This window comes from Pseudomonas sp. Yb2C2 (assembly GCF_052112325.1).
Lineage (GTDB): Bacteria > Pseudomonadota > Gammaproteobacteria > Pseudomonadales > Pseudomonadaceae > Aquipseudomonas > Aquipseudomonas marginalis.
Genome location: NZ_JAVAJK010000003.1, coordinates 113523 through 138438, shown reverse-complemented (window position 1 = coordinate 138438; position 24916 = coordinate 113523). Strand labels below are relative to the sequence as shown.

The 24916-nt window shown below is 61.4% G+C and carries 29 protein-coding genes; 12 read left to right on the top strand and 17 right to left on the bottom strand.

Annotated features, from left to right (window positions below):
* Positions 1-176: 176 nt before the first annotated feature.
* Positions 177-545: an ATP-dependent Clp protease adapter ClpS gene (gene clpS / locus Q8X51_RS04950; RefSeq protein WP_141606718.1), complete on the top strand. Its 369-nt coding sequence runs from the start codon at positions 177-179 to the stop codon at positions 543-545.
* Between the two features lie 29 nt (positions 546-574).
* Positions 575-2845: an ATP-dependent Clp protease ATP-binding subunit ClpA gene (gene clpA, locus Q8X51_RS04945; RefSeq protein WP_027606339.1), complete on the top strand. Its 2271-nt coding sequence runs from the start codon at positions 575-577 to the stop codon at positions 2843-2845.
* Between the two features lie 163 nt (positions 2846-3008).
* Here clpA and infA read toward each other — a convergent pair whose 3' ends face one another.
* From infA to aat, 3 genes are all read right to left on the bottom strand, one after another.
* Complete coding sequence (gene infA / locus Q8X51_RS04940; RefSeq protein WP_002553999.1) at positions 3009-3227, bottom strand: translation initiation factor IF-1; 219 nt, start codon at positions 3225-3227, stop codon at positions 3009-3011.
* Between the two features lie 100 nt (positions 3228-3327).
* A complete protein-coding gene (locus tag Q8X51_RS04935; RefSeq protein WP_027606340.1) occupies positions 3328-4035 on the bottom strand; it encodes an arginyltransferase in 708 nt (235 codons plus the stop codon).
* A 55-nt stretch (positions 4036-4090) separates the two neighbouring features.
* Entirely contained in the window at positions 4091-4771 is a 681-nt protein-coding gene (gene aat / locus Q8X51_RS04930) for a leucyl/phenylalanyl-tRNA--protein transferase (protein WP_065927073.1), read from the bottom strand.
* 498 nt (positions 4772-5269) lie between these two features.
* Between aat and Q8X51_RS04925 the strand changes: the two genes are divergently transcribed.
* From Q8X51_RS04925 to cysG, 6 genes are read left to right on the top strand one after another with little or no spacing between them, the layout of a single operon-like run.
* Entirely contained in the window at positions 5270-7678 is a 2409-nt protein-coding gene (locus Q8X51_RS04925; RefSeq protein WP_065927074.1) for a DNA translocase FtsK, read from the top strand.
* A 54-nt stretch (positions 7679-7732) separates the two neighbouring features.
* Positions 7733-8356: an outer membrane lipoprotein chaperone LolA gene (lolA, locus tag Q8X51_RS04920; RefSeq protein WP_016975527.1), complete on the top strand. Its 624-nt coding sequence runs from the start codon at positions 7733-7735 to the stop codon at positions 8354-8356.
* Between the two features lie 27 nt (positions 8357-8383).
* The gene (locus Q8X51_RS04915) at positions 8384-9706 is read left to right on the top strand and encodes a replication-associated recombination protein A (protein ID WP_027606344.1); all 1323 of its coding nucleotides are present in this window, start codon (positions 8384-8386) and stop codon (positions 9704-9706) included.
* Entirely contained in the window at positions 9706-10080 is a 375-nt protein-coding gene (gene crcB, locus Q8X51_RS04910; RefSeq protein WP_027606345.1) for a fluoride efflux transporter CrcB, read from the top strand. The genes Q8X51_RS04915 and crcB overlap by 1 nt, the downstream gene beginning before the upstream one ends.
* A 16-nt stretch (positions 10081-10096) precedes the next feature.
* Entirely contained in the window at positions 10097-11377 is a 1281-nt protein-coding gene (serS, locus tag Q8X51_RS04905; RefSeq protein WP_407694106.1) for a serine--tRNA ligase, read from the top strand.
* Positions 11378-12772, top strand: a complete 1395-nt coding sequence (cysG, locus tag Q8X51_RS04900) for a siroheme synthase CysG (RefSeq protein ID WP_407694105.1) — start codon at positions 11378-11380, stop codon at positions 12770-12772.
* Positions 12773-12901: 129 nt separating this feature from the next.
* Here the strand turns inward: cysG and Q8X51_RS04895 are convergent, their stop codons facing one another.
* From Q8X51_RS04895 to tusD, 6 genes are all read right to left on the bottom strand, one after another.
* Entirely contained in the window at positions 12902-13897 is a 996-nt protein-coding gene (locus Q8X51_RS04895) for a glutathione S-transferase family protein (protein WP_407694104.1), read from the bottom strand.
* An 88-nt stretch (positions 13898-13985) separates the two neighbouring features.
* The gene (locus Q8X51_RS04890; protein WP_065927078.1) at positions 13986-14987 is read right to left on the bottom strand and encodes a glycosyl transferase family protein; all 1002 of its coding nucleotides are present in this window, start codon (positions 14985-14987) and stop codon (positions 13986-13988) included.
* Positions 14984-15319, bottom strand: coding sequence for a TusE/DsrC/DsvC family sulfur relay protein (locus Q8X51_RS04885; RefSeq protein WP_407694103.1), 336 nt, complete (start codon positions 15317-15319; stop codon positions 14984-14986). The genes Q8X51_RS04890 and Q8X51_RS04885 overlap by 4 nt, the downstream gene beginning before the upstream one ends.
* On the bottom strand, positions 15316-15594 hold the full coding sequence (gene tusB, locus Q8X51_RS04880) for a sulfurtransferase complex subunit TusB (RefSeq protein WP_053128523.1): 279 nt from the start codon (positions 15592-15594) through the stop codon (positions 15316-15318). The genes Q8X51_RS04885 and tusB overlap by 4 nt, the downstream gene beginning before the upstream one ends.
* A complete protein-coding gene (tusC, locus tag Q8X51_RS04875; RefSeq protein ID WP_065948345.1) occupies positions 15594-15944 on the bottom strand; it encodes a sulfurtransferase complex subunit TusC in 351 nt (116 codons plus the stop codon). Before tusC ends, tusB begins: the two co-directional genes overlap by 1 nt.
* A 1-nt stretch (position 15945) precedes the next feature.
* A complete protein-coding gene (gene tusD, locus Q8X51_RS04870) occupies positions 15946-16338 on the bottom strand; it encodes a sulfurtransferase complex subunit TusD (protein ID WP_407694102.1) in 393 nt (130 codons plus the stop codon).
* 157 nt (positions 16339-16495) lie between these two features.
* Here tusD and Q8X51_RS04865 point away from each other — a divergent pair, with 157 nt between their 5' ends.
* Positions 16496-17671 carry a CaiB/BaiF CoA transferase family protein gene (locus tag Q8X51_RS04865; RefSeq protein WP_407694101.1) on the top strand — a complete coding sequence of 392 codons (1176 nt, stop codon included), beginning with the start codon at positions 16496-16498 and terminating at the stop codon, positions 17669-17671.
* A 95-nt stretch (positions 17672-17766) separates the two neighbouring features.
* Here the strand turns inward: Q8X51_RS04865 and Q8X51_RS04860 are convergent, their stop codons facing one another.
* Both Q8X51_RS04860 and Q8X51_RS04855 read right to left on the bottom strand, forming a co-directional pair.
* Complete coding sequence (locus Q8X51_RS04860) at positions 17767-18261, bottom strand: SprT family zinc-dependent metalloprotease (RefSeq protein ID WP_027606355.1); 495 nt, start codon at positions 18259-18261, stop codon at positions 17767-17769.
* 129 nt (positions 18262-18390) lie between these two features.
* Complete coding sequence (locus Q8X51_RS04855; RefSeq protein WP_027606356.1) at positions 18391-18993, bottom strand: Yip1 family protein; 603 nt, start codon at positions 18991-18993, stop codon at positions 18391-18393.
* A gap of 264 nt (positions 18994-19257) precedes the next feature.
* On the opposite strand from Q8X51_RS04855, the gene ttcA reads away from it, so the two are divergent.
* Positions 19258-20082: a tRNA 2-thiocytidine(32) synthetase TtcA gene (ttcA, locus tag Q8X51_RS04850; protein ID WP_065948342.1), complete on the top strand. Its 825-nt coding sequence runs from the start codon at positions 19258-19260 to the stop codon at positions 20080-20082.
* 80 nt (positions 20083-20162) lie between these two features.
* Entirely contained in the window at positions 20163-20834 is a 672-nt protein-coding gene (locus Q8X51_RS04845; RefSeq protein ID WP_065948341.1) for a DNA-3-methyladenine glycosylase I, read from the top strand.
* Positions 20835-20841: 7 nt separating this feature from the next.
* Here Q8X51_RS04845 and Q8X51_RS04840 read toward each other — a convergent pair whose 3' ends face one another.
* From Q8X51_RS04840 to arsC, 3 genes are read right to left on the bottom strand one after another with little or no spacing between them, the layout of a single operon-like run.
* Entirely contained in the window at positions 20842-21249 is a 408-nt protein-coding gene (locus Q8X51_RS04840) for a DUF2069 domain-containing protein (RefSeq protein WP_065940056.1), read from the bottom strand.
* Positions 21233-21847 carry an NAD(P)H:quinone oxidoreductase gene (gene wrbA, locus Q8X51_RS04835; RefSeq protein ID WP_027606360.1) on the bottom strand — a complete coding sequence of 205 codons (615 nt, stop codon included), beginning with the start codon at positions 21845-21847 and terminating at the stop codon, positions 21233-21235. The genes Q8X51_RS04840 and wrbA overlap by 17 nt, the downstream gene beginning before the upstream one ends.
* Positions 21844-22197, bottom strand: coding sequence for an arsenate reductase (glutaredoxin) (arsC, locus tag Q8X51_RS04830; RefSeq protein WP_065927085.1), 354 nt, complete (start codon positions 22195-22197; stop codon positions 21844-21846). The genes wrbA and arsC overlap by 4 nt, the downstream gene beginning before the upstream one ends.
* Before the next feature lie 115 nt (positions 22198-22312).
* Here arsC and Q8X51_RS04825 point away from each other — a divergent pair, with 115 nt between their 5' ends.
* Positions 22313-22774, top strand: a complete 462-nt coding sequence (locus tag Q8X51_RS04825; RefSeq protein WP_407694100.1) for a TlpA disulfide reductase family protein — start codon at positions 22313-22315, stop codon at positions 22772-22774.
* A 230-nt stretch (positions 22775-23004) separates the two neighbouring features.
* On the opposite strand, the gene Q8X51_RS04820 is transcribed toward Q8X51_RS04825, so the two are convergent.
* The 3 genes from Q8X51_RS04820 to Q8X51_RS04810 all read right to left on the bottom strand — a co-directional run bounded on the left by Q8X51_RS04820 (position 23005) and on the right by Q8X51_RS04810 (position 24907).
* Positions 23005-23409, bottom strand: a complete 405-nt coding sequence (locus Q8X51_RS04820; RefSeq protein WP_407694099.1) for an META domain-containing protein — start codon at positions 23407-23409, stop codon at positions 23005-23007.
* Complete coding sequence (locus tag Q8X51_RS04815) at positions 23406-23846, bottom strand: hypothetical protein (protein ID WP_027607327.1); 441 nt, start codon at positions 23844-23846, stop codon at positions 23406-23408. The genes Q8X51_RS04820 and Q8X51_RS04815 overlap by 4 nt, the downstream gene beginning before the upstream one ends.
* 71 nt (positions 23847-23917) lie before the next feature.
* Complete coding sequence (locus Q8X51_RS04810; protein WP_407694098.1) at positions 23918-24907, bottom strand: 2-hydroxyacid dehydrogenase; 990 nt, start codon at positions 24905-24907, stop codon at positions 23918-23920.
* Positions 24908-24916: the final 9 nt, after the last annotated feature.

Sequence of the window (24916 nt, the reverse complement as noted above, 5' to 3'; positions counted from 1 at the left end):
TATCCGTCCTAACCCGAATAAATAAGGTTGACTGCGCGGACCTTTTTTACCCACTGTGGGTTCTATTGGTTGTAACACCGATTTGCCGATAGTCAAGGCGACTGAGCGGTCAGAGTTGAAATTCTGACAGGTCGCCCCCACCACTGTATTTGAACCACTGACGAACCTTTCTTTCCATGCATGCAATCAGCCAGATTCGACTAACATTCAATCAGGATCGACCGGATCACGAACACGATGACGACGGTTCTGCAGGCATTGCTGTTCAGGAGGCCAGGCCTGCTTTACAGGCGCCGCCGATGTACAAGGTGGTTTTGTTCAACGATGACTACACACCGATGGATTTCGTGGTCGAAGTGCTCGAGGTGTTTTTTAACCTGAACCGCGAGTTGGCGACCAAGGTAATGCTGGCCGTTCACACAGAAGGACGGGCAGTATGTGGAGTGTTTACCCGTGACATCGCCGAGACAAAGGCCATGCAGGTCAACCAGTACGCCAGGGAAAGCCAGCATCCGCTACTCTGTGAAATCGAGAAGGACGGTTAACGCCGACCACTTGGGTATGAGGTGAAGCTATGTTAAACCGCGAGCTCGAAGTCACCCTCAATCTTGCCTTCAAGGAGGCTCGTTCGAAGCGTCATGAATTCATGACCGTCGAACACCTGCTGCTGGCACTTTTGGATAACGAAGCTGCCGCCACGGTTCTGCGTGCGTGCGGCGCCAATCTCGACAAGCTCAAGCATGACCTGCAGGAGTTTATCGACTCCACCACGCCACTGATCCCCGTGCATGACGAGGACCGTGAGACCCAGCCAACCCTGGGCTTCCAGCGGGTATTGCAGCGTGCTGTTTTCCACGTACAGAGCTCCGGTAAGCGTGAAGTCACAGGCGCCAATGTGCTTGTGGCGATCTTCAGCGAACAGGAAAGCCAGGCAGTGTTCCTGCTCAAGCAGCAAAGCGTTGCCCGTATCGATGTCGTCAACTACATCGCCCACGGTATCTCCAAGGTGCCTGGGCACGGCGATCATTCCGAGGGTGAGCAGGATATGCAGGACGACGAGGGCGGTGAGTCTTCTTCTTCAAGCAACCCGCTGGATGCCTATGCCAGCAACCTCAATGAGCTGGCGCGCCAGGGGCGGATCGATCCGTTGGTGGGGCGTGAGCTTGAGGTGGAGCGCGTAGCGCAGATCCTGGCGCGCCGTCGCAAGAACAACCCGTTGCTGGTGGGTGAGGCGGGCGTGGGCAAGACCGCGATTGCCGAAGGCCTGGCCAAGCGCATCGTCGACAACCAGGTGCCGGACCTGCTGGCCAATAGTGTCGTCTACTCCCTTGACCTGGGCGCGTTGCTCGCCGGGACCAAGTACCGTGGCGATTTCGAGAAGCGCTTCAAGGCCCTGCTCGGCGAGCTGAAAAAACGCCCGCAGGCGATCCTGTTCATCGACGAGATCCACACCATCATTGGTGCCGGTGCGGCATCCGGAGGTGTGATGGACGCCTCCAACCTGCTCAAGCCGTTGTTGTCGTCGGGTGATATCCGCTGCATCGGCTCGACCACCTTCCAGGAATTCCGCGGCATCTTCGAGAAAGATCGTGCCTTGGCGCGTCGCTTCCAGAAAGTCGACGTGTCCGAGCCGTCGGTCGAAGACACCATCGGCATCCTGCGCGGGCTCAAGGGGCGGTTTGAAGCGCACCACGGCATCGAGTACACCGATGAGGCGCTGCGTGCGGCCGCCGAGTTGGCGTCGCGCTACATCAATGACCGGCACATGCCGGACAAGGCCATCGATGTGATCGACGAGGCAGGGGCCTACCAGCGCCTGCAGCCGGTCGAGAAGCGTGTGAAGCGCATCGACGTGCCTCAGGTCGAGGACATTGTCGCGAAGATCGCGCGGATTCCGCCAAAACACGTCAACAGTTCCGACAAGGAGCTGCTGCGTAACCTGGAGCGCGACCTCAAGCTCACCGTGTTCGGCCAGGACGCAGCGATCGACGCGCTGTCCACCGCGATCAAGCTGTCGCGTGCGGGCCTCAAGTCGCCGGACAAGCCTGTCGGTTCGTTCCTGTTCGCCGGTCCTACCGGTGTCGGCAAGACCGAGGCGGCGCGGCAATTGGCCAAGGCCATGGGGATCGAGCTGGTGCGCTTCGACATGTCCGAATACATGGAGCGTCACACCGTGTCGCGCCTGATCGGTGCGCCTCCGGGCTATGTCGGTTTCGACCAGGGCGGCCTGTTGACCGAGGCGATTACCAAGCAGCCCCATTGCGTACTGCTGCTCGATGAAATCGAGAAGGCCCACCCGGAAGTCTTCAACCTGCTGCTGCAGGTAATGGACCACGGGACCCTGACCGACAATAACGGGCGCAAGGCGGACTTCCGCAATGTCATCCTGATCATGACCACCAACGCCGGTGCCGAGACGGCCGCGCGGGCTTCGATCGGCTTTACCCACCAGGATCACTCGTCCGATGCGATGGAAGTGATCAAGAAGAGCTTCACGCCGGAGTTCCGCAACCGCCTGGATACCATTATCCAGTTTGGTCGCCTCAGCCATGAGGTCATCAAGAGTGTGGTGGACAAGTTCCTTACCGAGCTTCAGGCGCAGTTGGAAGACAAGCGCGTGCAACTGGATGTCACGGAAGCGGCACGCAGCTGGATCGCCGAAGGTGGCTACGACGCGGCAATGGGCGCTCGCCCGATGGCGCGCCTGATCCAGGACAAGATCAAGCGGCCGCTGGCCGAAGAGATCCTGTTTGGCGAGCTTTCCGACCATGGTGGCGTGGTGCATATCGACCTGAAGGATGGCGAGCTGACCTTCGAGTTCGAAACCACGGCTGAAATGGCCTGATCGTTCTGCAATAACGCAAAAGGCGCCGAAAGGCGCCTTTTTGCTGTCTTGAAATGCAATTCTCAGAATGGGGCTTGCCCCCTCCCACAGGATCCCTTGGTGTTGGAGAAATCCCATGCACACAAAAACGCCCGGCATAACCGGGCGTTTTGTATTGACTTGCTTAGCGAGCGCGGTAAGTGATGCGCCCTTTGCTCAAGTCATAGGGCGTCAGCTCGACGCGCACTTTGTCACCGGTAAGAATACGAATGTAGTTCTTGCGCATCTTGCCGGAGATATGCGCGGTTACGACGTGCCCATTTTCCAACTCCACACGAAACATGGTGTTGGGCAGGGTGTCGACGACAGTGCCTTCCATTTCGAAGCTGTCTTCTTTCGACATGCAGTAAAGCCCTCGGTATCCAGTGAATGGCCCGGTGCAACTGCGCCAGGCAAAAGCGGCGTGCATTGTGCCCGAAAAAGGGTGTTTAAGCCAAGGGGTTCTAGTTAAGCGTGACCCATCTTTGATTAATCAGCAGTTCTATGGGGCGATATTGGGTCTTGTAGTTCATTTTTTTGCAGTTCTTGATCCAGTATCCGAGGTACACCGCCTCCAGTTCCAGGCGCAGTGCTTCACCGATTTGCCAGAGGATTGCAAAGCGCCCAAGGCTGCGACGCTCTTCGGCTGGCTCGTAGAAGGTGTAGACCGCTGATAGGCCGTTAGGCAGCAAATCGGTCACGGCGACGGCCACCAGACGGCCGTCCGCGCGAAATTCGTAAAAGCGCGAGAACGGCAGGTCACGCACCAGGAAGGTGGAAAACTGGTCGCGGCTGGGTGGGAACATATCGCCGTCGGCGTGGCGCTGCTCGATATAGCGCTGGTACAGGTCGAAATACTCTTCGGTGAATCGTGGCTTGGCAGCTGCCACCGTCAGGTCGGCATTGCGCTTGAGGATGCGCTTCTGATTGCGGTCCGGCAGAAACTGCGCCACGGGGATGCGTGCCGGCACGCAGGCATTGCAGTTCTGGCAGTGGGGCCGGTACAGATGATCGCCGCTGCGTCGAAAACCCATTTCCGAGAGATCGGCATACACGTGCACATCCATTGGCTGGCTGGGGTCGAGGAACAGCGTGGTGGCCTGCTCGTCGGGCAGATAGCTGCAAGAGTGGGGTTGAGTGGCATAAAACTTCAAGCGCGCCAACTCGGTCATGATCAACCCTCGGATAAGCTTTGAAATAAGTGTAAGCCAGGTGTGCGGATGTCGCCTAAGAAACCCATGGCCCGGAATTGCGTTGGTCCAGGTGGTCTTGTAGGAAATCGGCAAATTCACTGCGAGGAATGGCGCGAGCACCCAGGCTATGCAGGTGATCATTGGGCATCTGGCAGTCGATCAGTACAAAGCCCCAGGCCTGCAATTGCCGGGTCAATGTAGCAAAGCCGAATTTCGAGGCATTGTCGGCACGGCTGAACATGGATTCGCCAAAAAACAGCTGGCCCATCGCCAGGCCATACAGTCCGCCCACCAGCACGCCTTCGTCCCATACCTCAACCGAATGTGCATAGCCGCGCTGATGCAGTTCCAGATAGGCGCGCTGGATACCTTCGGTGATCCAGGTGCCATCGGCATACGCACGCGGCGCGGCGCACGCCTGGATGACGGCGGCAAAGTCCTGGTCGAAGGTCACGGTATAGCGCTGCTGGCGCAATAGTTTGCCCAGGCTGCGGGAGACATGCAGCTCGTCGGGGAATATCACGGTGCGCGGGTCCGGCGACCACCAGAGGATCGGCTGGCCCTCCGAGAACCAGGGAAAGCAACCGTGGCGGTAGGCTTGCACCAGTCGCTCGGCCGACAGGTCGCCACCGGCGGCGAGCAGGCCATTGGGTTCACGCATGGCCTTGGCCAGCGGGGGAAATGTCAGTGAGTCGCGTTGTAACCAGGTCAGCATGGCATCCAGGCTTGCGGAAGGGGAGGGGAGTGGCAGGCGGATCGCCTGCCCCAAGGGGTGTGATTATTGTCGACGCAGCGCTGTGGGGCCAGCCCGAATCGGCTGTTGGCGTGCATAAGCGTGAGCGGGTGTTTCTGCAACTCTCTGCGTGAGGCGTGGTCGTAATCGGGTCTGGCCCATGCAGGCCATTTGCCAAGCTTGCCTGGATTGGTAAAAACAGCTCATAAGCCTTTGTCAGCAAAGACAATGCATGCTCAAATTGAACATGTTGTGACACACAATTGGCTATGCTGCCTGAAGAAAGCCAAGTGGCGTGGCAACCGCAACACAAACCCGTACAATGCGGCCATTGTGGCGTTATCGCCATTTCATCCAGCAATCGCCCAGTGTTAAAAGTAGATTCCACGACGTTCGTTCATTTTTCAGCTGCTCGGATTGGGCAGTATTTGCAGTTATTCAACAGATGGACGCGCTAACAGGCGCAGGAAAAGACCCGTTTTGAAGAAATCCGCCGCAACACCTAAAGCAGCCGTCGTGCCGGCCTGGCGCCAGCACCTGCACTATCGACTCAAGGAAGGCGCGCTGATCGCTATCGGCGCGCTGTGCCTGTTCCTGATGATGGCCTTGCTCACCTATGGCAAGGACGATCCGGGCTGGAGCCACAACAGCAAGATCGAAGACGTGCAGAACTTCGGTGGGCCTGCCGGTTCCTACAGCGCCGATATCCTGTTCATGGTGCTGGGTTACTTCGCCTATATCTTCCCGCTGTTACTGGCGATCAAGACCTGGCAGATCTTCCGCCAGCGTCATGAGCCGTGGCAGTGGAGCGGCTGGCTGTTTTCGTGGCGCCTGATCGGCCTGGTATTCCTGGTACTGTCCGGTGCCGCCCTGGCGCATATTCATTTCCACGCACCCACCGGCCTGCCGGCGGGCGCGGGTGGGGCGCTGGGCGAGAGCCTCGGCGACCTGGCGCGCAAGACCCTGAATATCCAGGGCAGCACCCTGATGTTTATCGCGCTGTTCCTGTTTGGCCTCACCGTGTTCACCGACCTGTCGTGGTTCAAGGTGATGGACGTGACGGGCAAGATCACCCTCGACCTGCTGGAGCTGTTCCAGGGCGCTGCCAACCGCTGGTGGGCCGCCCGGGTCGAACGCAAGCGCATGGTGGCCCAGTTGCGCGAGGTGGATACCCGCGTCAACGAAGTGGTGGCCCCAAGCACACCGGACCGCCGTGAGCAGGCCAAGGTCAAGGAACGCCTGATCGAACGCGAGCAGGCCCTGAGCAAGCACATGTCGGACCGCGAGAAGCAGGTGCCGCCGGTGATCGCCCCGGCGCCGCCCAAGCCGGCCGAGCCAAGCCACCGCGTGCAGAAAGAGAAACAGGCTCCGTTGTTTGTCGACAGCGCCGTGGAAGGCACCTTGCCGCCGATCTCGATCCTCGACCCGGCCGAAAAGAAACAGCTCAACTATTCCCCTGAGTCCCTGGCGGCCGTCGGCCATCTGCTGGAAATCAAACTCAAGGAATTCGGCGTCGAGGTGTCGGTGGACTCGATCCATCCCGGCCCGGTGATTACCCGTTACGAAATCCAGCCGGCTGCCGGCGTCAAGGTCAGCCGCATTTCCAACCTGGCCAAGGACCTGGCGCGCTCCCTGGCCGTGACCAGCGTGCGCGTGGTGGAAGTGATCCCGGGCAAGACGACCGTGGGTATCGAGATTCCCAACGAAGATCGCCAGATCGTGCGCTTCTCCGAAGTGCTGTCGACGCCCGAATACGACAACTTCAAGTCGCCGGTCACCCTGGCCCTGGGCCACGACATCGGCGGCAAGCCGGTGATCACCGACCTCGCCAAAATGCCTCACCTGCTGGTGGCCGGTACCACCGGTTCGGGTAAATCGGTGGGCGTGAACGCGATGATCCTGTCGATCCTGTTCAAGTCCGGCCCGGAAGACGCCAAGCTGATCATGATCGACCCGAAGATGCTCGAACTGTCGATCTATGAAGGCATTCCGCACCTGCTCTGCCCGGTGGTCACTGACATGAAGGACGCCGCCAACGCCCTGCGCTGGAGCGTTGCCGAGATGGAGCGCCGCTACAAGCTGATGGCGAAGATGGGCGTGCGTAACCTGTCGGGCTTCAACGCCAAGGTCAAGGAAGCCCAGGACGCCGGCACGCCGCTGACCGACCCGCTGTACAAGCGCGAAAGTATCCACGACGAAGCACCGCTGTTGAGCAAGCTGCCGACCATCGTGGTGGTGGTCGACGAGTTTGCCGACATGATGATGATCGTCGGCAAGAAGGTCGAAGAGCTGATCGCGCGTATCGCCCAGAAGGCGCGGGCGGCCGGTATTCACTTGATCCTCGCCACCCAGCGTCCGTCGGTGGACGTGATCACCGGCCTGATCAAGGCCAACATCCCGACCCGCATGGCGTTCCAGGTGTCGAGCAAGATCGACTCACGGACCATCATCGACCAGGGCGGTGCCGAGCAACTGCTGGGCCACGGTGACATGCTCTACATGCCGCCGGGTACCAGCCTGCCGATCCGGGTCCACGGCGCCTTCGTCTCCGACGATGAAGTGCACCGCGTGGTGGAGGCCTGGAAGCTGCGTGGCGCGCCCGAATACAACGACGACATCCTCGCCGGTGTCGAAGAGGCCGGCAGCGGCTTCGACGGTGGTAGCAGCGGTGGCGACGATGATGCCGAAACCGACGCGCTGTATGACGAAGCCGTGGCGTTCGTGCTGGAAAGCCGCCGCGCCTCGATTTCTGCGGTGCAGCGCAAGCTGAAGATCGGCTATAACCGCGCTGCGCGCATGATCGAAGCCATGGAAAACGCTGGCGTCGTCACTGCAATGAACACCAACGGCTCGCGCGAAGTCATCGCCCCCGGGCAGATGCGCGACTGATTCCGTGCCGCGTGGCAGCACGCGGCGCGCCCTTACGACTCAATGAGGACTCCCATGCGTCTTATCCGCATGCTGTTGTTGCCGGCACTGGCCCTGACCGCTGTTTCGGCCCACGCTGACCCGGCCTCCGTCGCCAGCCTGAAAAACCTGTTGGACAAATCCCAGACCCTGACTGCGCGCTTCTCCCAGCTCACCCTGGATGCCGGTGGCACCCAGTTGCAGGAAACCGCCGGCGAGATGGCCGTGCAGCGCCCAGGGTTGTTCTACTGGCACACCGAAGGCAAGGCCGAGCAGACCATCGTCTCGGACGGCCAGAAAGTCACCCTGTGGGACCCGGACCTGGAGCAGGCGACCATCAAGAAGCTCGACCCGCGCCTGAACCAGACGCCGGCGCTGCTGCTGTCGGGCGATGTGTCGAAAATCAACGACAGCTTTGACATCACCTCCAAGCAAACCAGCAACGTGATCGAGTTCACCCTCAAGCCGAAATCCAAGGACACGTTGTTTGACACGCTGTCCCTGTCGTTCGGCAACGGCGTGATCAATAACATGCGCCTGGTCGACAGCGTCGGCCAGCGCACCGATATCCTGTTCTCCGGGGTCAAGGCCAACCAGCCGGTACCGGCGTCCAAGTTCAAGTTCGACATCCCCAAGGGTGCCGACGTGATCCAGGAATAAACTGCCCAGAGGTTTCAAACGCTGCCCATGGATCTGTTTCGAAGTGACCCGATTGCCCAGCCTTTGGCCGCGCGCCTGCGCTCGACCAACCTGGATGAGTACGTCGGTCAGGAACACCTGCTCGCTCGCGGCAAGCCTTTGCGCGAAGCCCTGGAGCAGGGTGCGCTGCACTCGATGATTTTCTGGGGGCCGCCGGGCGTGGGTAAGACCACCCTGGCGCGGCTGCTGGCAAAAGTCTCGGATGCACACTTCGAAACGGTCTCGGCCGTGCTGGCCGGGGTCAAGGAGATCCGCCAGGCCGTCGAGGTGGCCAAGCAGCAGGCCGGACAGTACGGCAAGCGCACCATCCTGTTTGTCGACGAAGTGCATCGCTTCAACAAGTCGCAGCAGGATGCGTTTTTGCCCTATGTCGAGGATGGCACGCTGATTTTTATCGGTGCCACCACCGAAAACCCTTCGTTTGAATTGAACAATGCGTTGCTCTCGCGGGCGCGGGTCTATGTGCTCAAGAGCCTCGATGAAGCCGCGATGCAAAAGCTGTTGCACCGCGCCCTGAGCGAAGACAAGGGCTTGGGCAAGCGCCAACTGAGCCTCAGCGATGAAGGCTTCAAGATTCTGCTAAGCGCCGCCGATGGTGATGGCCGGCGCTTTCTCAACCTGCTGGAGAACGCCTCCGACCTGGCCGAAGACGGCAGCGAGATTGGCGTCGACCTGCTGCAAAGCCTGCTCGGCGATACGCGTCGGCGTTTCGACAAGGGCGGCGAAGCCTTCTACGACCAGATTTCGGCGCTGCACAAATCCGTGCGCGGCTCCAACCCGGACGGCGCGCTGTATTGGTTTGCGCGCATGATCGACGGCGGCTGCGACCCGCTGTACCTGGCGCGCCGCGTGGTGCGCATGGCCAGTGAAGACATCGGCAACGCCGACCCGCGCGCCCTGAGCCTGTGCCTGGCGGCCTGGGAAGTGCAGGAGCGCCTCGGCAGCCCGGAAGGTGAGCTGGCGGTGGCCCAGGCCATCACGTACCTGGCCTGCGCGCCGAAAAGCAACGCGGTGTACATGGGCTTCAAGTCCGCCCTGCGTGCGGCCGCCGAACACGGCTCCCTCGAAGTGCCGCTGCATCTGCGCAATGCGCCGACCAAGTTGATGAAACAACTGGGCTACGGTGATGAATACCGCTATGCCCATGATGAGCCGGACGCCTATGCCGCCGGCGAAGACTATTTCCCCGACGAGCTTGAGCCGCAGCCGTTCTACCAGCCGGTGCCCCGCGGCCTGGAGCTGAAGATCGGTGAAAAGCTCAATCACCTCGCCCAACTCGACCGCCTCAGCCCCAAACAGCGGAGAAAGTAGTGTTCAAGACGATTCTTGCCGTGTCCGCAGCCGGCATCGCTGGTACATTATTGCGTTTCGCCACTGGTACTTGGGTGAGCGCCAATTGGCCGAAGCATTTTTATGCAGCGACCCTGGCGGTCAACCTGGTGGGTTGCCTGATCATCGGGTTGTTGTACGGCTGGTTCCTGTTGCGCCCGGAAGTACCGATTGAAATTCGCGCCGGCTTGATTGTCGGCTTTGTAGGCGGTCTGACGACCTTTTCATCCTTTTCACTGGATACGCTGCGCCTGCTGGAAAGCGGGCAGGCCCTGGTCGCCTTCGGGTACCTCGGCATCAGCGTGTTCGGCGGGCTGCTCGCCACCTGGGCCGGCCTGTCCTTGACCAAACTTTGATAAACGAGAGACCGACATGCTCGATTCCAAACTGTTACGTAGCAACCTTCAGGACGTAGCGGACCGCCTGGCTTCCCGTGGCTTTGCCTTGGATGTTGCGCGCATCGAAGCGCTGGAAGAACAGCGCAAGACCGTCCAGACCCGCACCGAAGCACTGCAGGCTGAGCGGAATGCGCGTTCCAAATCCATCGGTCAGGCCAAGCAACGTGGCGAAGACATCGCGCCGTTGATGGCGGACGTCGAGCGCATGGGCACCGAGCTGTCCGACGGCAAGGTCGAGCTGGAAGGCATTCAGTCCGAGCTGGATTCGATCCTGCTGGGCATCCCCAACCTGCCGCACGAGTCCGTGCCGATTGGCGAAGACGAAGACGGCAACGTCGAAGTGCGTCGCTGGGGCACGCCAACGGCCTTTGATTTCGAGATCAAGGACCACGTCGCCCTGGGCGAATTGACTGGTGGCCTGGATTTTGAAACCGCCGCCAAAATGTCCGGTGCGCGCTTTGCCTTGCTGCGCGGCCCGATTGCACGCATGCACCGTGCCCTGGCGCAGTTCATGATCAACCTGCACACCGGCGAGCACGGTTACGAAGAGGCTTACACCCCGTACCTGGTGCAGGCGCCGGCGCTGATGGGCACCAGCCAGTTGCCGAAGTTCGAGGAGGACCTGTTCAAGATCAGCCGCGATGGCGAAGCCGATCTGTACCTGATCCCGACCGCCGAAGTGTCGCTGACCAATATCGTTGCGGGCGAGATCCTCGATGCCAGGCAACTGCCGCTCAAGTTCGTCGCTCACAGCCCGTGCTTCCGCAGTGAAGCCGGTGCGTCGGGTCGTGACACCCGCGGCATGATCCGCCAGCACCAGTTCGACAAGGTCGAGATGGTGCAAGTGGTTGAGCCGTCGACCTCCATGGAAGCCCTGGAAGGCCTGACCGCCAACGCCGAACGCGTCCTGCAGCTGCTGGAGCTGCCGTACCGCGTCCTGGCGCTGTGCACCGGCGACATGGGTTTCAGCGCCGTGAAGACCTACGACCTCGAAGTGTGGGTACCCAGCCAGGACAAATACCGCGAGATTTCCTCGTGCTCCAACTGCGGTGATTTCCAGGCCCGGCGCATGCAGGCGCGTTTCCGTAACCCGGAAACCGGCAAGCCGGAGCTGGTGCACACCCTCAACGGTTCGGGCCTGGCTGTAGGTCGTACCCTGGTGGCGGTGCTGGAAAACTACCAGCAGGCTGACGGTTCGATCCGCGTACCTGAAGTGCTCAAGCCTTACATGGCGGGCGTCGAGGTCATCCGCTAAATGGAATTCCTGCCGCTGTTTCATAACCTGCGCGGCAGTCGTGTGCTGGTCGTCGGTGGGGGGGAGATTGCCTTGCGCAAATCCCGCCTGCTGGCTGACGCCGGCGCAGTGCTGCGGGTGGTTGCTCCCCAGATCGAAGACCAGTTGCGTGAGTTGGTGCATGGCAGTGGCGGGGAATTGATTCTGCGCGGTTATCAGGAGGCCGACCTGGAAGGCTGCACCCTGATCATCGCGGCGACCGACGACGAGCCACTGAACGCGCAAGTGTCCAGTGACGCCAAGCGTCGTTGCGTTCCGGTCAATGTGGTGGACGCGCCGGCCTTGTGCAGCGTGATTTTCCCGGCGATTGTCGACCGTTCGCCCTTGGTGATCGCGGTGTCCAGCGGCGGCGATGCGCCGGTGCTGGCGCGCTTGATCCGCGCCAAGCTGGAAACCTGGATTCCGTCCACCTACGGCCAGTTGGCCGGGCTGGCGGCGCGCTTTCGTGCCCAGGTCAAAGGTTTGTACCCGGATGTGCAGCAGCGTCGGGCGTTCTGGGAAGAAGTGTTCCAAGGGCCGATTGCCGACCGTCAGTTGGCCGGGCAGGGCGATGAGGCTGAGCGTCTGTTGATCGAAAAGGTCAACGGCGCACCGCCTTATGCGCCGGGTGAGGTGTACCTGGTCGGTGCCGGCCCAGGCGACCCGGACCTGCTGACCTTCCGTGCCCTGCGCCTGATGCAGCAAGCCGACGTGGTGCTGTACGACCGTTTGGTGGCACCGGCGATTCTGGAGCTGTGCCGTCGTGATGCCGAGCGCATCTACGTCGGCAAGCGCCGCGCCGACCACGCCGTGCCGCAAGACCAGATCAACCAGCAACTGGTGGACCTGGCCAGGCAAGGCAAGCGCGTGCTGCGCCTCAAGGGTGGCGATCCGTTCATCTTTGGCCGTGGCGGTGAAGAAATCGAGGAACTGGCGGCCCATGGCATCCCGTTCCAGGTGGTGCCGGGGATCACCGCAGCCAGTGGTTGCGCGGCGTACGCCGGGATTCCGCTGACCCATCGCGACTACGCACAGTCGGTACGCTTTATCACCGGGCACTTGAAGAATGGGACGTCGGACCTGCCTTGGAGTGACCTGGTAGGGCCGTCGCAGACCCTGGTGTTCTACATGGGCTTGATTGGCTTGCCGATCATCTGTGAGCAACTGATCAAGCATGGGCGTGCCGCGGATACCCCGGCGGCGTTGATCCAGCAGGGCACCACGTCCAACCAGCGCGTGTTTACCGGCACCCTGGCGGACTTGCCGCGCATGGTGGCGGAGCATGAAGTGCATGCGCCGACGCTGGTGATCGTCGGTGAGGTGGTGGTGCTGCGCGAGAAGCTGAAGTGGTTTGAAGGCGCCCAGTCACAAGTCTGAGCACCTGCGCACACATCGACTGTAGGAGCGAGCTTGCTCGCGAAAATCGTCAACGATAACGCGCCCATCCTGAATGCACGCGGTGTTTTTGAGTTATTCGCGAGCACGCTCGCTCCTACGGGTTTTGTATCAGCTCCAAATGCCTTTGCTGGTTAGCCGCGCTCGATCATGCCCGGCATCAAACGCCTGCAACGGCCCCTTCGGCACGATCGCCGTCGGGTTGATGGTGCGGTGGCTCCCATAGTAATGCCCCTTGATGTGTGTGAAATCCACCGTCTCGGCCACGCCCGGCCACTGATACATCTCCCTCAGCCAATTCGACAGGTTCGAATAATCGGCAATCCGCCGCAGATTGCATTTGAAGTGGCTGTAATACACCGCATCAAAACGAATCAGCGTGGTGAACAAGCGCACATCCGCCTCGGTCAGGTACTCGCCGGCCAGGTAGCGATGGTCGCCCAGGTGCTGCTCCAGGTGATCCAGTTCGGCAAACACATCATCAAACGCGCTTTCATACGCTTTTTGTGAGGTGGCAAAGCCTGCGCGGTACACGCCATTGTTCGCGGCCGGGTAGATCCGCTCGTTGAGCCCATCGATGGTCGCGCGCAGCGGCTCAGGGTAGAAGTCCAGGGTGTTGCCGGTCAGGCCGTTGAACGCGCTGTTGAACATGCGGATGATCTCTGCCGATTCATTGCTGACGATGCGGTTGAGCTGCTTGTCCCACAGCACCGGCACGGTGACGCGGCCGGTGTAGTCGGCGGTGTCGGCGGTATAGCGCTGGTGCATGAATTCGAAACCATCGAGCTTATCGCCGGTGGAGCCGTGGGCCTTGTCGAAGGTCCAGCCGTTTTCCAGCATCAGCCAGCTGACCACGGACACGTCGATCACGCTTTCCAGGCCCTTGAGCTTGCGCAGGATCAGGGTGCGGTGGGCCCAGGGGCAGGCCAGGGACACATAAAGGTGATAACGACCGGCCTCGGCCTTGAAGCCGCCTTCGCCGCTGGGCCCCGGCTGGCCATCGGCGGTCACCCAGTGGCGGCGCTGGGCCTGTTCGCGCTGGAAAGCGCCATCTGCGCTACTTTCGTACCACTGGTCTTTCCAGTGTCCTTCGATCAGCAAACCCATGACTGGCTCCTTGGCTAATAAGCGTTGGAGCCCAGTCTAAAGGGATGAGTTCGAACTAAAAGCGCAAAGACCGGGCGTGAATGATCGATTAAATCGATTTGTCCCGTGCATCCCAGTATTGCCGGGCTAATTCGAACGCCTGTTCCCGTGGGTGGCCGAGGCCGCGCAAGGCCAGGGCCATGGTGGCGATCAGCGCCAGTTGCGGGTAGCTGTCTTCTACGTCGCCGCGCCACACGGCCTTCAAGTGATCAGGCTCCAGGGTTGCCGGCTTGACGTGGCGCTGGTCGGAGAGGGCAGGCCATTCTTCATCCCAGCTTTCGCCACCGGTGGTGCCATAGAGGTGGCTGATCGTGTCGGGGTTGATCTCGACTTCGCCGCCGTCGCCCTTGACCACGATCACATGATCGCCAAGCAGGCCGCTGGCATCGCGGTGCACGCCCTGGTAACCGGGGTGGAAAATGCTTTGCAGGCCGCAGCGCGCATTCAGCGGGTTGAGCAGGCGCGCCAGGGAGTGGATCGGCGAGCGCAGGCCGAGGGTGTTGCGCAGGTCGATCATGCGTTGCAGTTGCGGCGCCCAATCGCCCAGCGGGATAAACGCCAGGTTGCCTTGTTCAAACGCGGTCCCGACCTGCTGCCAATTACGGCACAGCGGGATGTGCAGGGTTTGCAGCAATTGTTCGGTGTACAGCCGGCCCGCCGTGTGTGCGCCGCCGCCGTGCATGAGGATGCGCACGCCATGTTGCGCCAGGCACTTGGCCGCCAGCAGGAACCACGGCAGGTGGCGCTTCTTGCCGGCGTAGGTCGGCCAGTCGACATCCACATTCAGTGCCGGGGCGTTCAAGCGTTCACGCACGGCTTCGGTAAAGCCGGCGAGTTCTTCCGGGCTTTCTTCCTTGTGGCGCAGCAGCATCAGGAAGGCGCCGAGCTGGGTGTCTTCGACTTTTTCGTCGAGCAGCATGCCCATGGCTTCGCGGGCCTCTTCGCGGGTGAGGTTGCGCGCGCCGCGCTTGCCTTTGCCCAGGATGCGCACGAACTGCGCAAACGGATGCTCGGCAGGGGTTTCAAGGGTCAGCGGGGCGAAGTCGGTCATAAGCAATTCGTCGGTCTGGGCAGGCCCGCCAGCTTGGCGGCGAGTTTGGCGGGAGTGCCGTTGAACAGTGTGTTGAGGTGCAAGCTGTTGCCCTTTTCCGGGCCCAGCTTCAAGGCCGTGTACTTGATCAGCGGCCGCGTGGCAGGGGACAGCTGGAATTCGGCGTAGAACTGGCGCAGCAGTTCGAGGATCTGCCAATGATCGGCGGTCAATTCCAGGCCTTCGACGGCGGCCAGGGCATTGGCCACCTCATCGGACCATTCATTCAGGTCGACGAGGTAACCGTCCTTGTCCAGGTCCAGGGTGCGCGCGCCTACGGTCAGGGTGTTCATAGCCAGGTGTTGACCTTGCTGTAGTCGAGCGACAGCTGCACGAAACCCGGGTAGTCCACGCTGTCGGCCCAATCCGGCAGCGGCAGATTGCGCGCCTGCATGTCTTCGGCCAGCACAAAAACCTTTATGCCCTTGGTGTGCAGGGCCGCGTTATGCAGCCCATAGGCGCCATCGCCGCAGAGCAGGATCGCGTCTTCGGCGCCACAGATACGCAGGCAACTGTCGAGGCGGCTGTCGGTAAACGGGGAGTGGGAAACCACATGTAGAGTCGACATCAGAGGGTCATCACCTGGTCGTAACGGTCAATCAGCTTGGCGATCGCTTCGCTGTCCAGCGACTGGGCATTGGCCGGCTGCGTCAGCCCGCGCTCACCCAGGCTATGGCTGCAGGCGAACACGTCATCGATGCCGAACAGGCCCAACGCCTGCAAGTTAGCGCTGAGGTCCTTTTGCTGCACGGCCTTGGCATCCTGGTGCGGCGCCAGTTGGAACACGCCGTCATCCATGAACAGCACGCCGATCGGCAGATCGAATGCGCCCCCGGCCAGCACGATATCCAGCGCTTCGCGCGCGCTCGGCCCGGACCAGGGCGCCTGGCGGCTGATCACTAACAAGGATTTGGACATGTCACGGCCCTCCAAAACAGATCAGGCGGTCGGCGGCCTGGGTGGCGTCGTGCAATTGCCCCAGGCCCGACAATGCCCAGGGCGCATCCAGGTTGGCCGCGCTGCGTTGATAGCGCGTGGCTTCCTCGACATTAAGCACGCCACGACGCAAGGCGGCAGCGATGCACACCACGCCGTCGAGTTGATGCACATTGACCAACTCGCGCCATTGGCGGGCGATGTCCTGCTCATCCTGGGGTGCAACGATGTTATTGGAGGCGCCGTAGACGCCGTCCTGATAGAAAAACAGCCGCACAATCTCATGCCCGCCGGCCAACGCCGCCTGTGCAAACAGCAGGGCGCGGCGCGAGGAGGGCGCATGGGCGGCGGAAAACACTGCAATCGCAAACTTCATGGAACACTCTGCAAGCAAACGTGGGCCAATGATAAAGCCGCCGCCACGAAAAAGCCCGCCATGATCAAAACGGTCACCCTCGATGATCGTTCTGACGATTGCCGGTAGGCGCCAGGCTGCCTAGTCTGTGGGAATCCGAAACCCAAATGGAGTCTCCATGTCAGGTCCCTTGGCGTCCCTCAAAGTGCTGGATTTTTCCACCTTGCTGCCCGGCCCGTTTGCTTCCTTGATGCTGGCGGACATGGGCGCGGAGGTACTGCGTATCGAGTCCCCCACGCGCATCGACCTGCTGCGGGTGCTGCCGCCCCATGACCAGGGGACTTCCGCCAGCCATGCCTATCTCAACCGCAACAAACGCAGCCTGGCGCTGGATTTGAAGCAGGCCCAGGCGCTGGAGATCGTGCGCGAACTGGTCAAGGACTACGACATTGTCCTCGAACAATTCCGCCCCGGCGTGATGGAACGCCTGGGTCTGGGGTACGAGGCGCTGAAGGCGATCAACCCGCGGCTGATTTATGTGTCGATCACCGGGTATGGGCAGACCGGGCCCTATAAGGACCGCGCCGGGCATGACATCAACTACCTGGCGCTGGCCGGGGTCGCCAGTTACACCGGGCGCCGGGACAGCGGGCCACTGCCCTTGGGCGTGCAGTTGGCGGACGTCGGCGGCGGTTCGCTGCATGCAGTGGTGGGGCTGCTGGCGGCCGTTATCGCCCGGCAGCAGAGCGGGGTCGGCCAATACCTGGATGTCAGCATGACCGATTGCTCGTTCAGCCTGAACGCCATGGCCGGCGCGGGTTACCTGGCGTGTGGTGTGGAGCCTGAGCGGGAGGGCCATGTGCTCAATGGCGGGAGTTTCTACGATTACTACCGCTCCCGAGATGGGCGCTGGATGTCGGTCGGCAGCCTGGAACCGGCTTTCATGCAGCAGTTGTGTGAAACGTTGGGCCGCCCGGAGTTGGCCGCGCAGGGCTTGAAGCCTGAGCAGCAGCCGGCGCTTAAGCAGGCCTTGCAGGTGGAGTTCGAGAAGCGCAGTTTCGAGCAATTGTGCGAGCTGTTTGCCGGGGTGGATGCCTGCGTGGAGCCGGTGCTGACGCTCAGCGAAGCCGTGGCCCATCCGCAGTTGAAGGCGCGGGCGCTGGTCAGCCAGGTGCCCAGGGGTGATGGCTCTAGCCAGGCGCAGATAGCCTGCCCGTTGAAGTTTTCGGAAGGGTTGCCAGCGCCCCGGCACATTGGCGTCGCCGTGGGTGCGCACAGTGATGAAGTGTTGGCGGAGCTGGGCTTGAGCCCCCAGCGCATCAGCGAGCTGCGCAGCTCCAAGGTGATTATGTAGTGGCTGGGCGGACGCTATCGGGAGCAAGCCCCCTCCCACATTAGGCCTGTGAATACGATCAAAATGTGGGAGGGGGCTTGCTCCCGATGAGGCCTTTATTCCACTCTGGTTTCGCCGGTAAACACCAATGTCTGCCGACAGCGCCGACACAGGTACCGCCGCCCCTGAGCCACCATGCCATGGCGTTGCGACGAAAACGGAAAGTCACTGTCGGCACACGGGCAACGATAAATATAGCGGGTTACCTGGCGACGCTTCACGGCATAGGTGTGGCAGCGGTCCGGCGGCAGTTCATAGACCCCACGCATGATCAGTTGCCATTCCTCGCCATGGGGCTGGATGCGTTCGCCGAACAATTGGTGGGCAATCAGGTGCGCCACCTCATGGGCCACGGTCTGTTTCAGGAAGTGTTGGCTGTTTTCTCGGTACAACTGTGGGTTGAAGCGCAGCAGGTTCTCGTGCAAATGCGCGACACCGGCCTTCTGGCCCCGCAGCTTGAGGCTGACCTGGGGGCGTTTGAAGCTTCGTTTGAAAAAGGATTCGGCTTGCAGGAAACAATCTTCGACGCGGGTATTGAGTTGCTCGGGCATGCTGTACATATCTCCAGAGGCGTCCAGTATGCCGCAAAGCGGGGTGTTTCCGAATCTGTCAGGCGCCGAATGGTCATGCATAACGCACAAGGCCACCTTGCGGTGGCCTTTCCTTCACGATTGAGCGGGTCAGTTAGTGTAAATCGGTCCTACGCCCAGCCCCCAGACAATCACGGTAAACGCCATGATCGCCACCAGCACCACCAGCCCTACGGCCAGTATCGAGCTGGAAAACAGGAAACCTTCATCCGGATCGATGCTCATGAAGGTCGGTACGCCGACATACAGCAGGTACACCGTGTAGCAGATCGCCGCAGTGCCCACCACCATGCCCAGCCACATATGCGGGTAGAGCGCCGCCAGCCCGCCGATAAACAGAGGTGTCGCGGTATAGGTGGCAAACGCCACGCACCGCGCCATGCTGGGGTTGGCGTCGTAGGTGCGGGCCATCCAGTGGATGAACGCGCCCATCACTGCCACGCCGCCGAGCATGGCCGCGTAGGACATGAGAGTCATCCACAGCGCACTTTCCTGGGTCAGCATGACCGGGGAGCGGTTGCCGATGACCCAGCCGACCTGGGTGGTGCCGATAAAAGCCGATACGGCGGGGATCGCCGCGAGAATCAGGGTGTGAGTGAGGTACATGTGGCCGATGCTTTCTTCTTTATCGCCACGAATTTCCCGCCATTCCTGGTCGGGATGGGTAAACAGCCCCACGACGTGATGGATCATGCCAGTCACTCCTGTCGTTATTACCATCGCCCCCCATCGGAGCGCCCACGGGCCAGATGGCCACAAAGGTCTGGATATATGTGTGCGACCTCAAGTCGCAGTATAGGAAGGGATGACCGGAATAACCGTAGGGCCTTTAGAGCAAATTGCGCTGTAAACAGGGGGCCTAATCGCGGCGGGGTCTTTTACTGTTAGCCCTTTAGCTGTTTTTTTTGCGTAAAATACCCGGCTTTTCGTCACACACCTCCAGCGGATCCAAGCGCCATGGGCACTCTTACGGTCAACCAGAACAAACTGCAAAAACGCCTGCGCCGCCTGGCCGGTGAGGCAGTCGCCGATTTCAACATGATCGAGGACGGCGACAAGGTCATGGTCTGCCTCTCCGGCGGCAAAGACAGCTACACCATGCTCGACGTGCTGCTGCACCTGCAAAAGGTCGCGCCGATCAAGTTCGACATCGTTGCGGTCAATATGGACCAGAAACAACCGGGCTTCCCCGAGCACGTGCTGCCGGCCTACCTCAAGGCGCTGGGCGTCGAGTACCACATCGTCGAAAAAGACACCTATTCGGTGGTCAAGGAACTGATCCCTGAAGGCAAGACCACCTGCTCGCTATGCTCGCGCCTGCGCCGTGGAACGCTCTACACCTTTGCCGATGAGATCGGGGCGACCAAGATGGCCCTGGGTCACCACCGCGACGATATTGTCGAGACCTTCTTCCTCAATATGTTCTTCAACGGTTCGCTCAAGGCCATGCCGCCCAAGCTGCGTGCCGATGACGGGCGCAACGTGGTGATCCGCCCGCTGGCGTATTGCAACGAGAAGGACATCCAGGCCTACTCCGACTTCAAGCAATTCCCGATCATCCCGTGCAACCTGTGCGGCTCCCAGGAAAACCTGCAGCGCCAGGTGGTCAAGGACATGCTGGTGGATTGGGAGCGCAAGACCCCCGGGCGTACCGAAAGTATCTTCCGCAGCCTGCAGAACGTGCAGCCGTCGCAATTGGCCGACCGCAACCTGTTCGACTTCACCAGCCTTAAAATCGATGAGAGCGCCGCGCCGCGTTTCGTCAATGTTGTGAACCTCTGAGCTCATTCAACGCTCTGACACACGGCGCTCGCGGGCGCCGTTTTCAATTCCATTGCCAGCATTCAACAGCAGGAGAGGGCATGCGCGATTACAAGTGGCTGCACGAATATTGTCTGAATCGCTTCGGTTCAGCGGCCGAGCTGGACGCCCACCTGCCGGTGCCCAAGACCCCGGCGCAGTTACGCAAGATCAGTGATGATCGCTACCTGTCGACCTTGGCGTTGCGCGTGTTTCGCGCCGGCTTGAAACACAGCGTGGTGGATGCCAAGTGGCCGGCCTTCGAGCAGGTGTTCTTCGGCTTCGACCCGGAAAAAGTCGTGTTGATGGGGGCCGAGCACCTGGAGCGGCTGATGCAGGACGCGCGCATCATCCGTCACCTGGGCAAGCTCAAGAGCGTGCCGCGCAATGCGCAGATGATCCTGGACATCGAGCAGGAAAAAGGCAGCTTCGGCGCATTTATCGCCGACTGGCCGGTGACCGATATCGTCGGGTTATGGAAATACCTGAGCAAGCACGGTCATCAGCTGGGCGGGCTGTCGGCCCCGCGCTTTTTGCGGATGGTGGGCAAGGATACCTTTGTGCCGAGCGATGACGTGGTCGCGGCATTGAATGCGCAGAAGATTGTCGACAAGGCACCCACCAGCCTGCGCGACCTGGCCACGGTGCAGGCTGCGTTCAACCAGTGGCATGCCGAGAGTGGGCGGCCGATGTGCCAGCTGTCGATGATGCTGGCCTATACGGTGAATCACTGACCGGGTTCTAGGGTGTGGCCAACCGGCGGTTCAACTGGTGCCGCCAGCGCACATACAGCAGCGCCGTGCAAAACACCGCCAGGCTGGCCAGCATCTCCAGCACCCCGAACCACTGCCGGTTCGGGTCATACGCCGCCAGCGCGCCCTTGATGAAATACAGGTTCACCGCAAAGCACATCCACGAATGCCCGCGCGCGCTGCCGATGATCATCCCCGGCGCCAGCACCAGCAGCGGCACCAGTTCGATCAGCAGGATCACCCACGGGCGTGCGCCGTGCAGGTCGGCGACGAACAGGTAGTACCCGCACAACAAACCCACCAGGGCGAAAAACGCCAGCAGGCTTAACGCGCGTGCCGCCTTGACCCGTGGCTCCAGCCACGCTTGCGGCGGTAGAACCTTAGGCTTCCTGGCCACGGCCGTTCTCCAGCAGCGTGGCGGTCTTGGCCAGGCGCAGGCCCAGGGCCCGGCACAGGGTGATTTCATGCGGGTCGAGCAGGCGCTTGCCATCCGGCCCGGCATGGTGGCTGGCGCCATACGGCGTGCCGCCGCCCTGGGTGTCGAGCAGCGCCTGTTCGCTGTAGGGCAGGCCAGTGATCAGCATGCCGTGGTGCAGCAGCGGCAGCAGCATCGACATCAGCGTGGTTTCCTGGCCGCCATGCAGGCTGGCGGTGGAGGTGAACACCCCGGCCGGCTTGCCGACCAACGCACCGGTGAGCCACAGGTTGCTGGTGCCGTCGAGGAAGTACTTGAGCGGCGCGGCCATGTTGCCGAAGCGCGTCGGGCTGCCCAGGGCCAGGCCCGAGCAGTTTTTCAAGTCATCGAGGCTGGCGTACAGCGCGCCTTCGTCCGGGATGCTCGGCGCCACGGCTTCGCATTCGGTGGAGATCGCCGGTACGGTGCGCAGCCGCGCTTCCATCCCGCCTTGCTCGATGCCACGGGCAATCTGCCGAGCCATTTCGCTCACCGAGCCATTGCGGCTGTAATACAACACCAGCACATACGGCGCAGTCACGGCAGGATCTCCAGCACGTTCTCTGGCGGACGGCCAATGATGGCTTTATTGGCGGTTTCCAGGATCGGGCGTTCCATCAGCTTGGGGTGTTCGGCGATCGCGGCGATCAACTGCGCTTCGCTGAGGCTGGCGTCGGCCAGGTTGAGGGCCTTGTATTCGTCTTCGCCGGTGCGCAGCAGTTGGCGGGCGCTGATGCCCAGCTTGGCCAGCAGTGCCTTCAATTGCGCGGCATTCAGCGGGTTTTCCAGGTAACGCACCACGGTGGGGGCGAGGCCTCGGGCTTCCAGCAGTTCGAGCGCACCGCGGGATTTCGAGCAGCGCGGGTTGTGATAAAGCGTCAGATCGGTCATGTGCGGGTCGCATCTTGCGTAAGGTGGCGGGTATTCTACCTGCGCGGCGTCCTGTCCTTAAACCGTAAGAGGCGATAGGTCGCAGCCAACGTTCATTTTTGCGAAGGAATACCCCATGACAAGGCGACTGATCGGTGCATTGGCGATCATTACAACCCTGCTGCTCAGCGGCTGCGGCAATGACTACGGCGTTGACCAGTACGGCCAGAAGGTCGAGGCCGAGCGCCTGGACAAACAGTGGCTGGTGGTCAACTACTGGGCGGAATGGTGTGGCCCATGCCGTACGGAAATCCCCGAACTCAACGCCCTGGCGGAACAGTTGAAGGGGCAGGGCGTGGGGGTGTTCGGGGTTAACTTCGACAATGTGCAGGGTGCAGAGCTGAAAGAGGCCAGCGACAAACTGGGGATCAAGTTCACCGTGCTGGCACAGAACCCGGACGGGATCTTCGAGATTCCGCGCAGCGAAGCGTTGCCGGTGACCTATATCATTGATGACAAGGGCAAGGTGCGCGAGCAGTTGATGGGTGAGCAGACGGCGGAAGGGGTGTTGGCCAAGCTCAAGGCCTTGCGCGGCTAGAGTATTGCCCCCGATCAAATGTGGGAGGGGCGGTGCGACGATTCGACTTGCCCCGATAGCGGTGTGTCAGCCGACACACCTGCCAACCATGCCGCCGCCATCGAAGCCTCGCTAAAGCTCGACATCTCCCACAGGGGCCCAGCGGTGCCCACGAGATCTACAGCCGAGCAACTTCCCACCTGCCAACCCATCTCATTATTTAAATCTCACCAACCTGTAGGTCGGTGGAATCAGCCCTCTTCGAGCCACAGGCGAATCGGCTTGCCTTCGGTCGGCCAGAAGCGGGTCTGCTCGATCGGCGAGATGTCCCAGCGCTGTACGCCTTGCAGGGCCTGGAAGAAGCGCTGTTCCTGCTCCATCAGGGCCTCGGCGCAGAGCTTGCGGGTACTGCCGAGCTTGCCGAAGCTGAGTTTGTCGCCCTCAAGGATGTACGGCGCGAACCAGTGGTTGCAACCGCCGTTGCCGTAGGCACGCCCATCGGCGCCGAGGGTGACGGTCAGGTGTGCGTAATCCATCAACGGCCGCTCACCAATCCACTCCACCACGTAGCTGTGATCCTGCTTGAGCTTGGCCGCGTCACCGGCGCAGCCACTCAGGGCCGCACCGACGGCGGCGAGCAGAAGCAGGCCTTTCATTGCCCGGCCTTCTGGCATTTCGGGCAACGATGTTTGTCGCCTTCGCTGGCCCAACCCAACTCGGCAATGCGTGCATTGGCGGCCGGTTGCAGCGGCTCCTTGGTCAGCTTGGTTTCCACCGCGAATTCAAACTCCAGCACGGTGTCGCAGCTGTCGCAGTTGACCTTCCAGGTGTGAATCTCCAGCTCGCCGAACTTCGGCCCGCGGGCCATGGCGACCCACTGGCCGGCAGGGCGGATGGAGTAGCGCGCGTCACCTTCGACGGTAAGGCGCATGGACAAGGTTTTACTGCCGCGCAGAGTGACGATCAGCACGTCGTCATGCTTGATCGAGCCACCGTTGCCGGTGACCTGGTAACGGCCCGGCACCAGGGCACGGCATTCGATCAGGGTGTGTTGCGGGCTCAGCAAGCTGAAGCGGAAATCGTGTTCGGCCATGGATCCTCCAAATAGGCGCGGCATCCTATCACGGGTGCCTGCTGATCATGAGCCTGGTATGTGACCGCTGATCATCCTTCGACGAGGTTCTGCGCCCGGCCATCGGCCCATGCCGCAATATTGGCCAATGTGGTGCCGGCAATCGCCGCCAGGGCTTCGCGGGTAAGGAACGCCTGGTGTGCGGTGACGATCACGTTGGGGAAGGTCAGCAGGCGCGCGAGCACATCGTCCTGCAAGGGCAGATCGGAGCGGTCCTCGAAAAACAGCTGGGCTTCCTCCTCGTACACATCCAGCCCCAGGTAGCCGAGTTGGCCGTCCTTGAGTGCTTCGATCAGCGCCGGCGTGTCGACCAGGCCACCGCGACCGGTGTTGATCAACATGGCGCCGGGTTGCATCCGCGCCAGGGAGCGTGCATTGATCAGGTGCTTGCTGTCGGCGGTCAGCGGGCAGTGCAGGCTGATGATCTGGGCCTGGGCCAAGAGCTCCGGCAGGCTCACATAGTCAGCGCCGAGGGCATGGACCTGGGGGTTGGGGAACGGGTCGTAGGCGAGCAGCCGGCAACCGAAGCCCGCCATGATCCTGGCGAACGTGGCGCCGATCTGGCCGGTGCCGACCACGCCGACGGTCTTGCCCACCAGGTCGAAGCCGGTGAGGCCATGCAGGCTGAAATCGCCGTCGCGGGTGCGGTTGTAGGCGCGATGCAGGCGGCGGTTGAGGGCGAGGATCAGGGCCACCGCGTGTTCGGCGATCGCATGGGGCGAATAGGCCGGGACGCGCACGATGGTCAGGCCCAGACGTTTGGCGGCAGGCAGGTCCACATGGTTGTAGCCGGCCGAACGCAACGCGATCAACCGCGTGCCGCCCTTGGCCAGGTGTTCCAGCACCGGGGCGCTGAGGTCATCGTTGATAAAGGCGCAGACTACCTCGTGGTGTTCGGCCAGGGCGACGGTGTCGAGGTTGAGCCGGGCGGGTTGGAATTGCAGTTCCAGGCCGCGCGGCAAGGGTTCGCCGAGGAAACTGTCGCGGTCGTAGGTCTGGCTGCTGAAAAGAATCACGCGCATCAAAGGCGT

What these genes read in the sequence shown, in the direction of transcription:
- Q8X51_RS04860 (WP_027606355.1), bottom strand. Translation starts at nt 18,261, where the DNA reads ATGCCCGAGCAACTCAATACCCGCGTCGAAGATTGTTTCCTGCAAGCC.
- Q8X51_RS04885 (WP_407694103.1), bottom strand. Translation starts at nt 15,319, where the DNA reads ATGAACACCCTGACCGTAGGCGCGCGCACCCTGGACCTGGACAAGGAC.
- Q8X51_RS04820 (WP_407694099.1), bottom strand. Translation starts at nt 23,409, where the DNA reads ATGAAAGGCCTGCTTCTGCTCGCCGCCGTCGGTGCGGCCCTGAGTGGC.
- tusC (WP_065948345.1), bottom strand. Translation starts at nt 15,944, where the DNA reads ATGTCCAAATCCTTGTTAGTGATCAGCCGCCAGGCGCCCTGGTCCGGG.
- Q8X51_RS04810 (WP_407694098.1), bottom strand. Translation starts at nt 24,907, where the DNA reads ATGCGCGTGATTCTTTTCAGCAGCCAGACCTACGACCGCGACAGTTTC.
- lolA (WP_016975527.1), top strand. Translation starts at nt 7,733, where the DNA reads ATGCGTCTTATCCGCATGCTGTTGTTGCCGGCACTGGCCCTGACCGCT.
- clpA (WP_027606339.1), top strand. Translation starts at nt 575, where the DNA reads ATGTTAAACCGCGAGCTCGAAGTCACCCTCAATCTTGCCTTCAAGGAG.
- aat (WP_065927073.1), bottom strand. Translation starts at nt 4,771, where the DNA reads ATGCTGACCTGGTTACAACGCGACTCACTGACATTTCCCCCGCTGGCC.
- Q8X51_RS04890 (WP_065927078.1), bottom strand. Translation starts at nt 14,987, where the DNA reads ATGACCGACTTCGCCCCGCTGACCCTTGAAACCCCTGCCGAGCATCCG.
- cysG (WP_407694105.1), top strand. Translation starts at nt 11,378, where the DNA reads ATGGAATTCCTGCCGCTGTTTCATAACCTGCGCGGCAGTCGTGTGCTG.
- Q8X51_RS04855 (WP_027606356.1), bottom strand. Translation starts at nt 18,993, where the DNA reads ATGATCCATCACGTCGTGGGGCTGTTTACCCATCCCGACCAGGAATGG.
- Q8X51_RS04865 (WP_407694101.1), top strand. Translation starts at nt 16,496, where the DNA reads ATGTCAGGTCCCTTGGCGTCCCTCAAAGTGCTGGATTTTTCCACCTTG.
- clpS (WP_141606718.1), top strand. Translation starts at nt 177, where the DNA reads ATGCATGCAATCAGCCAGATTCGACTAACATTCAATCAGGATCGACCG.
- serS (WP_407694106.1), top strand. Translation starts at nt 10,097, where the DNA reads ATGCTCGATTCCAAACTGTTACGTAGCAACCTTCAGGACGTAGCGGAC.
- tusB (WP_053128523.1), bottom strand. Translation starts at nt 15,594, where the DNA reads ATGTCGACTCTACATGTGGTTTCCCACTCCCCGTTTACCGACAGCCGC.
- Q8X51_RS04825 (WP_407694100.1), top strand. Translation starts at nt 22,313, where the DNA reads ATGACAAGGCGACTGATCGGTGCATTGGCGATCATTACAACCCTGCTG.
- Q8X51_RS04845 (WP_065948341.1), top strand. Translation starts at nt 20,163, where the DNA reads ATGCGCGATTACAAGTGGCTGCACGAATATTGTCTGAATCGCTTCGGT.
- tusD (WP_407694102.1), bottom strand. Translation starts at nt 16,338, where the DNA reads ATGAAGTTTGCGATTGCAGTGTTTTCCGCCGCCCATGCGCCCTCCTCG.
- infA (WP_002553999.1), bottom strand. Translation starts at nt 3,227, where the DNA reads ATGTCGAAAGAAGACAGCTTCGAAATGGAAGGCACTGTCGTCGACACC.
- Q8X51_RS04815 (WP_027607327.1), bottom strand. Translation starts at nt 23,846, where the DNA reads ATGGCCGAACACGATTTCCGCTTCAGCTTGCTGAGCCCGCAACACACC.
- Q8X51_RS04915 (WP_027606344.1), top strand. Translation starts at nt 8,384, where the DNA reads ATGGATCTGTTTCGAAGTGACCCGATTGCCCAGCCTTTGGCCGCGCGC.
- ttcA (WP_065948342.1), top strand. Translation starts at nt 19,258, where the DNA reads ATGGGCACTCTTACGGTCAACCAGAACAAACTGCAAAAACGCCTGCGC.
- arsC (WP_065927085.1), bottom strand. Translation starts at nt 22,197, where the DNA reads ATGACCGATCTGACGCTTTATCACAACCCGCGCTGCTCGAAATCCCGC.
- Q8X51_RS04895 (WP_407694104.1), bottom strand. Translation starts at nt 13,897, where the DNA reads ATGGGTTTGCTGATCGAAGGACACTGGAAAGACCAGTGGTACGAAAGT.
- Q8X51_RS04935 (WP_027606340.1), bottom strand. Translation starts at nt 4,035, where the DNA reads ATGACCGAGTTGGCGCGCTTGAAGTTTTATGCCACTCAACCCCACTCT.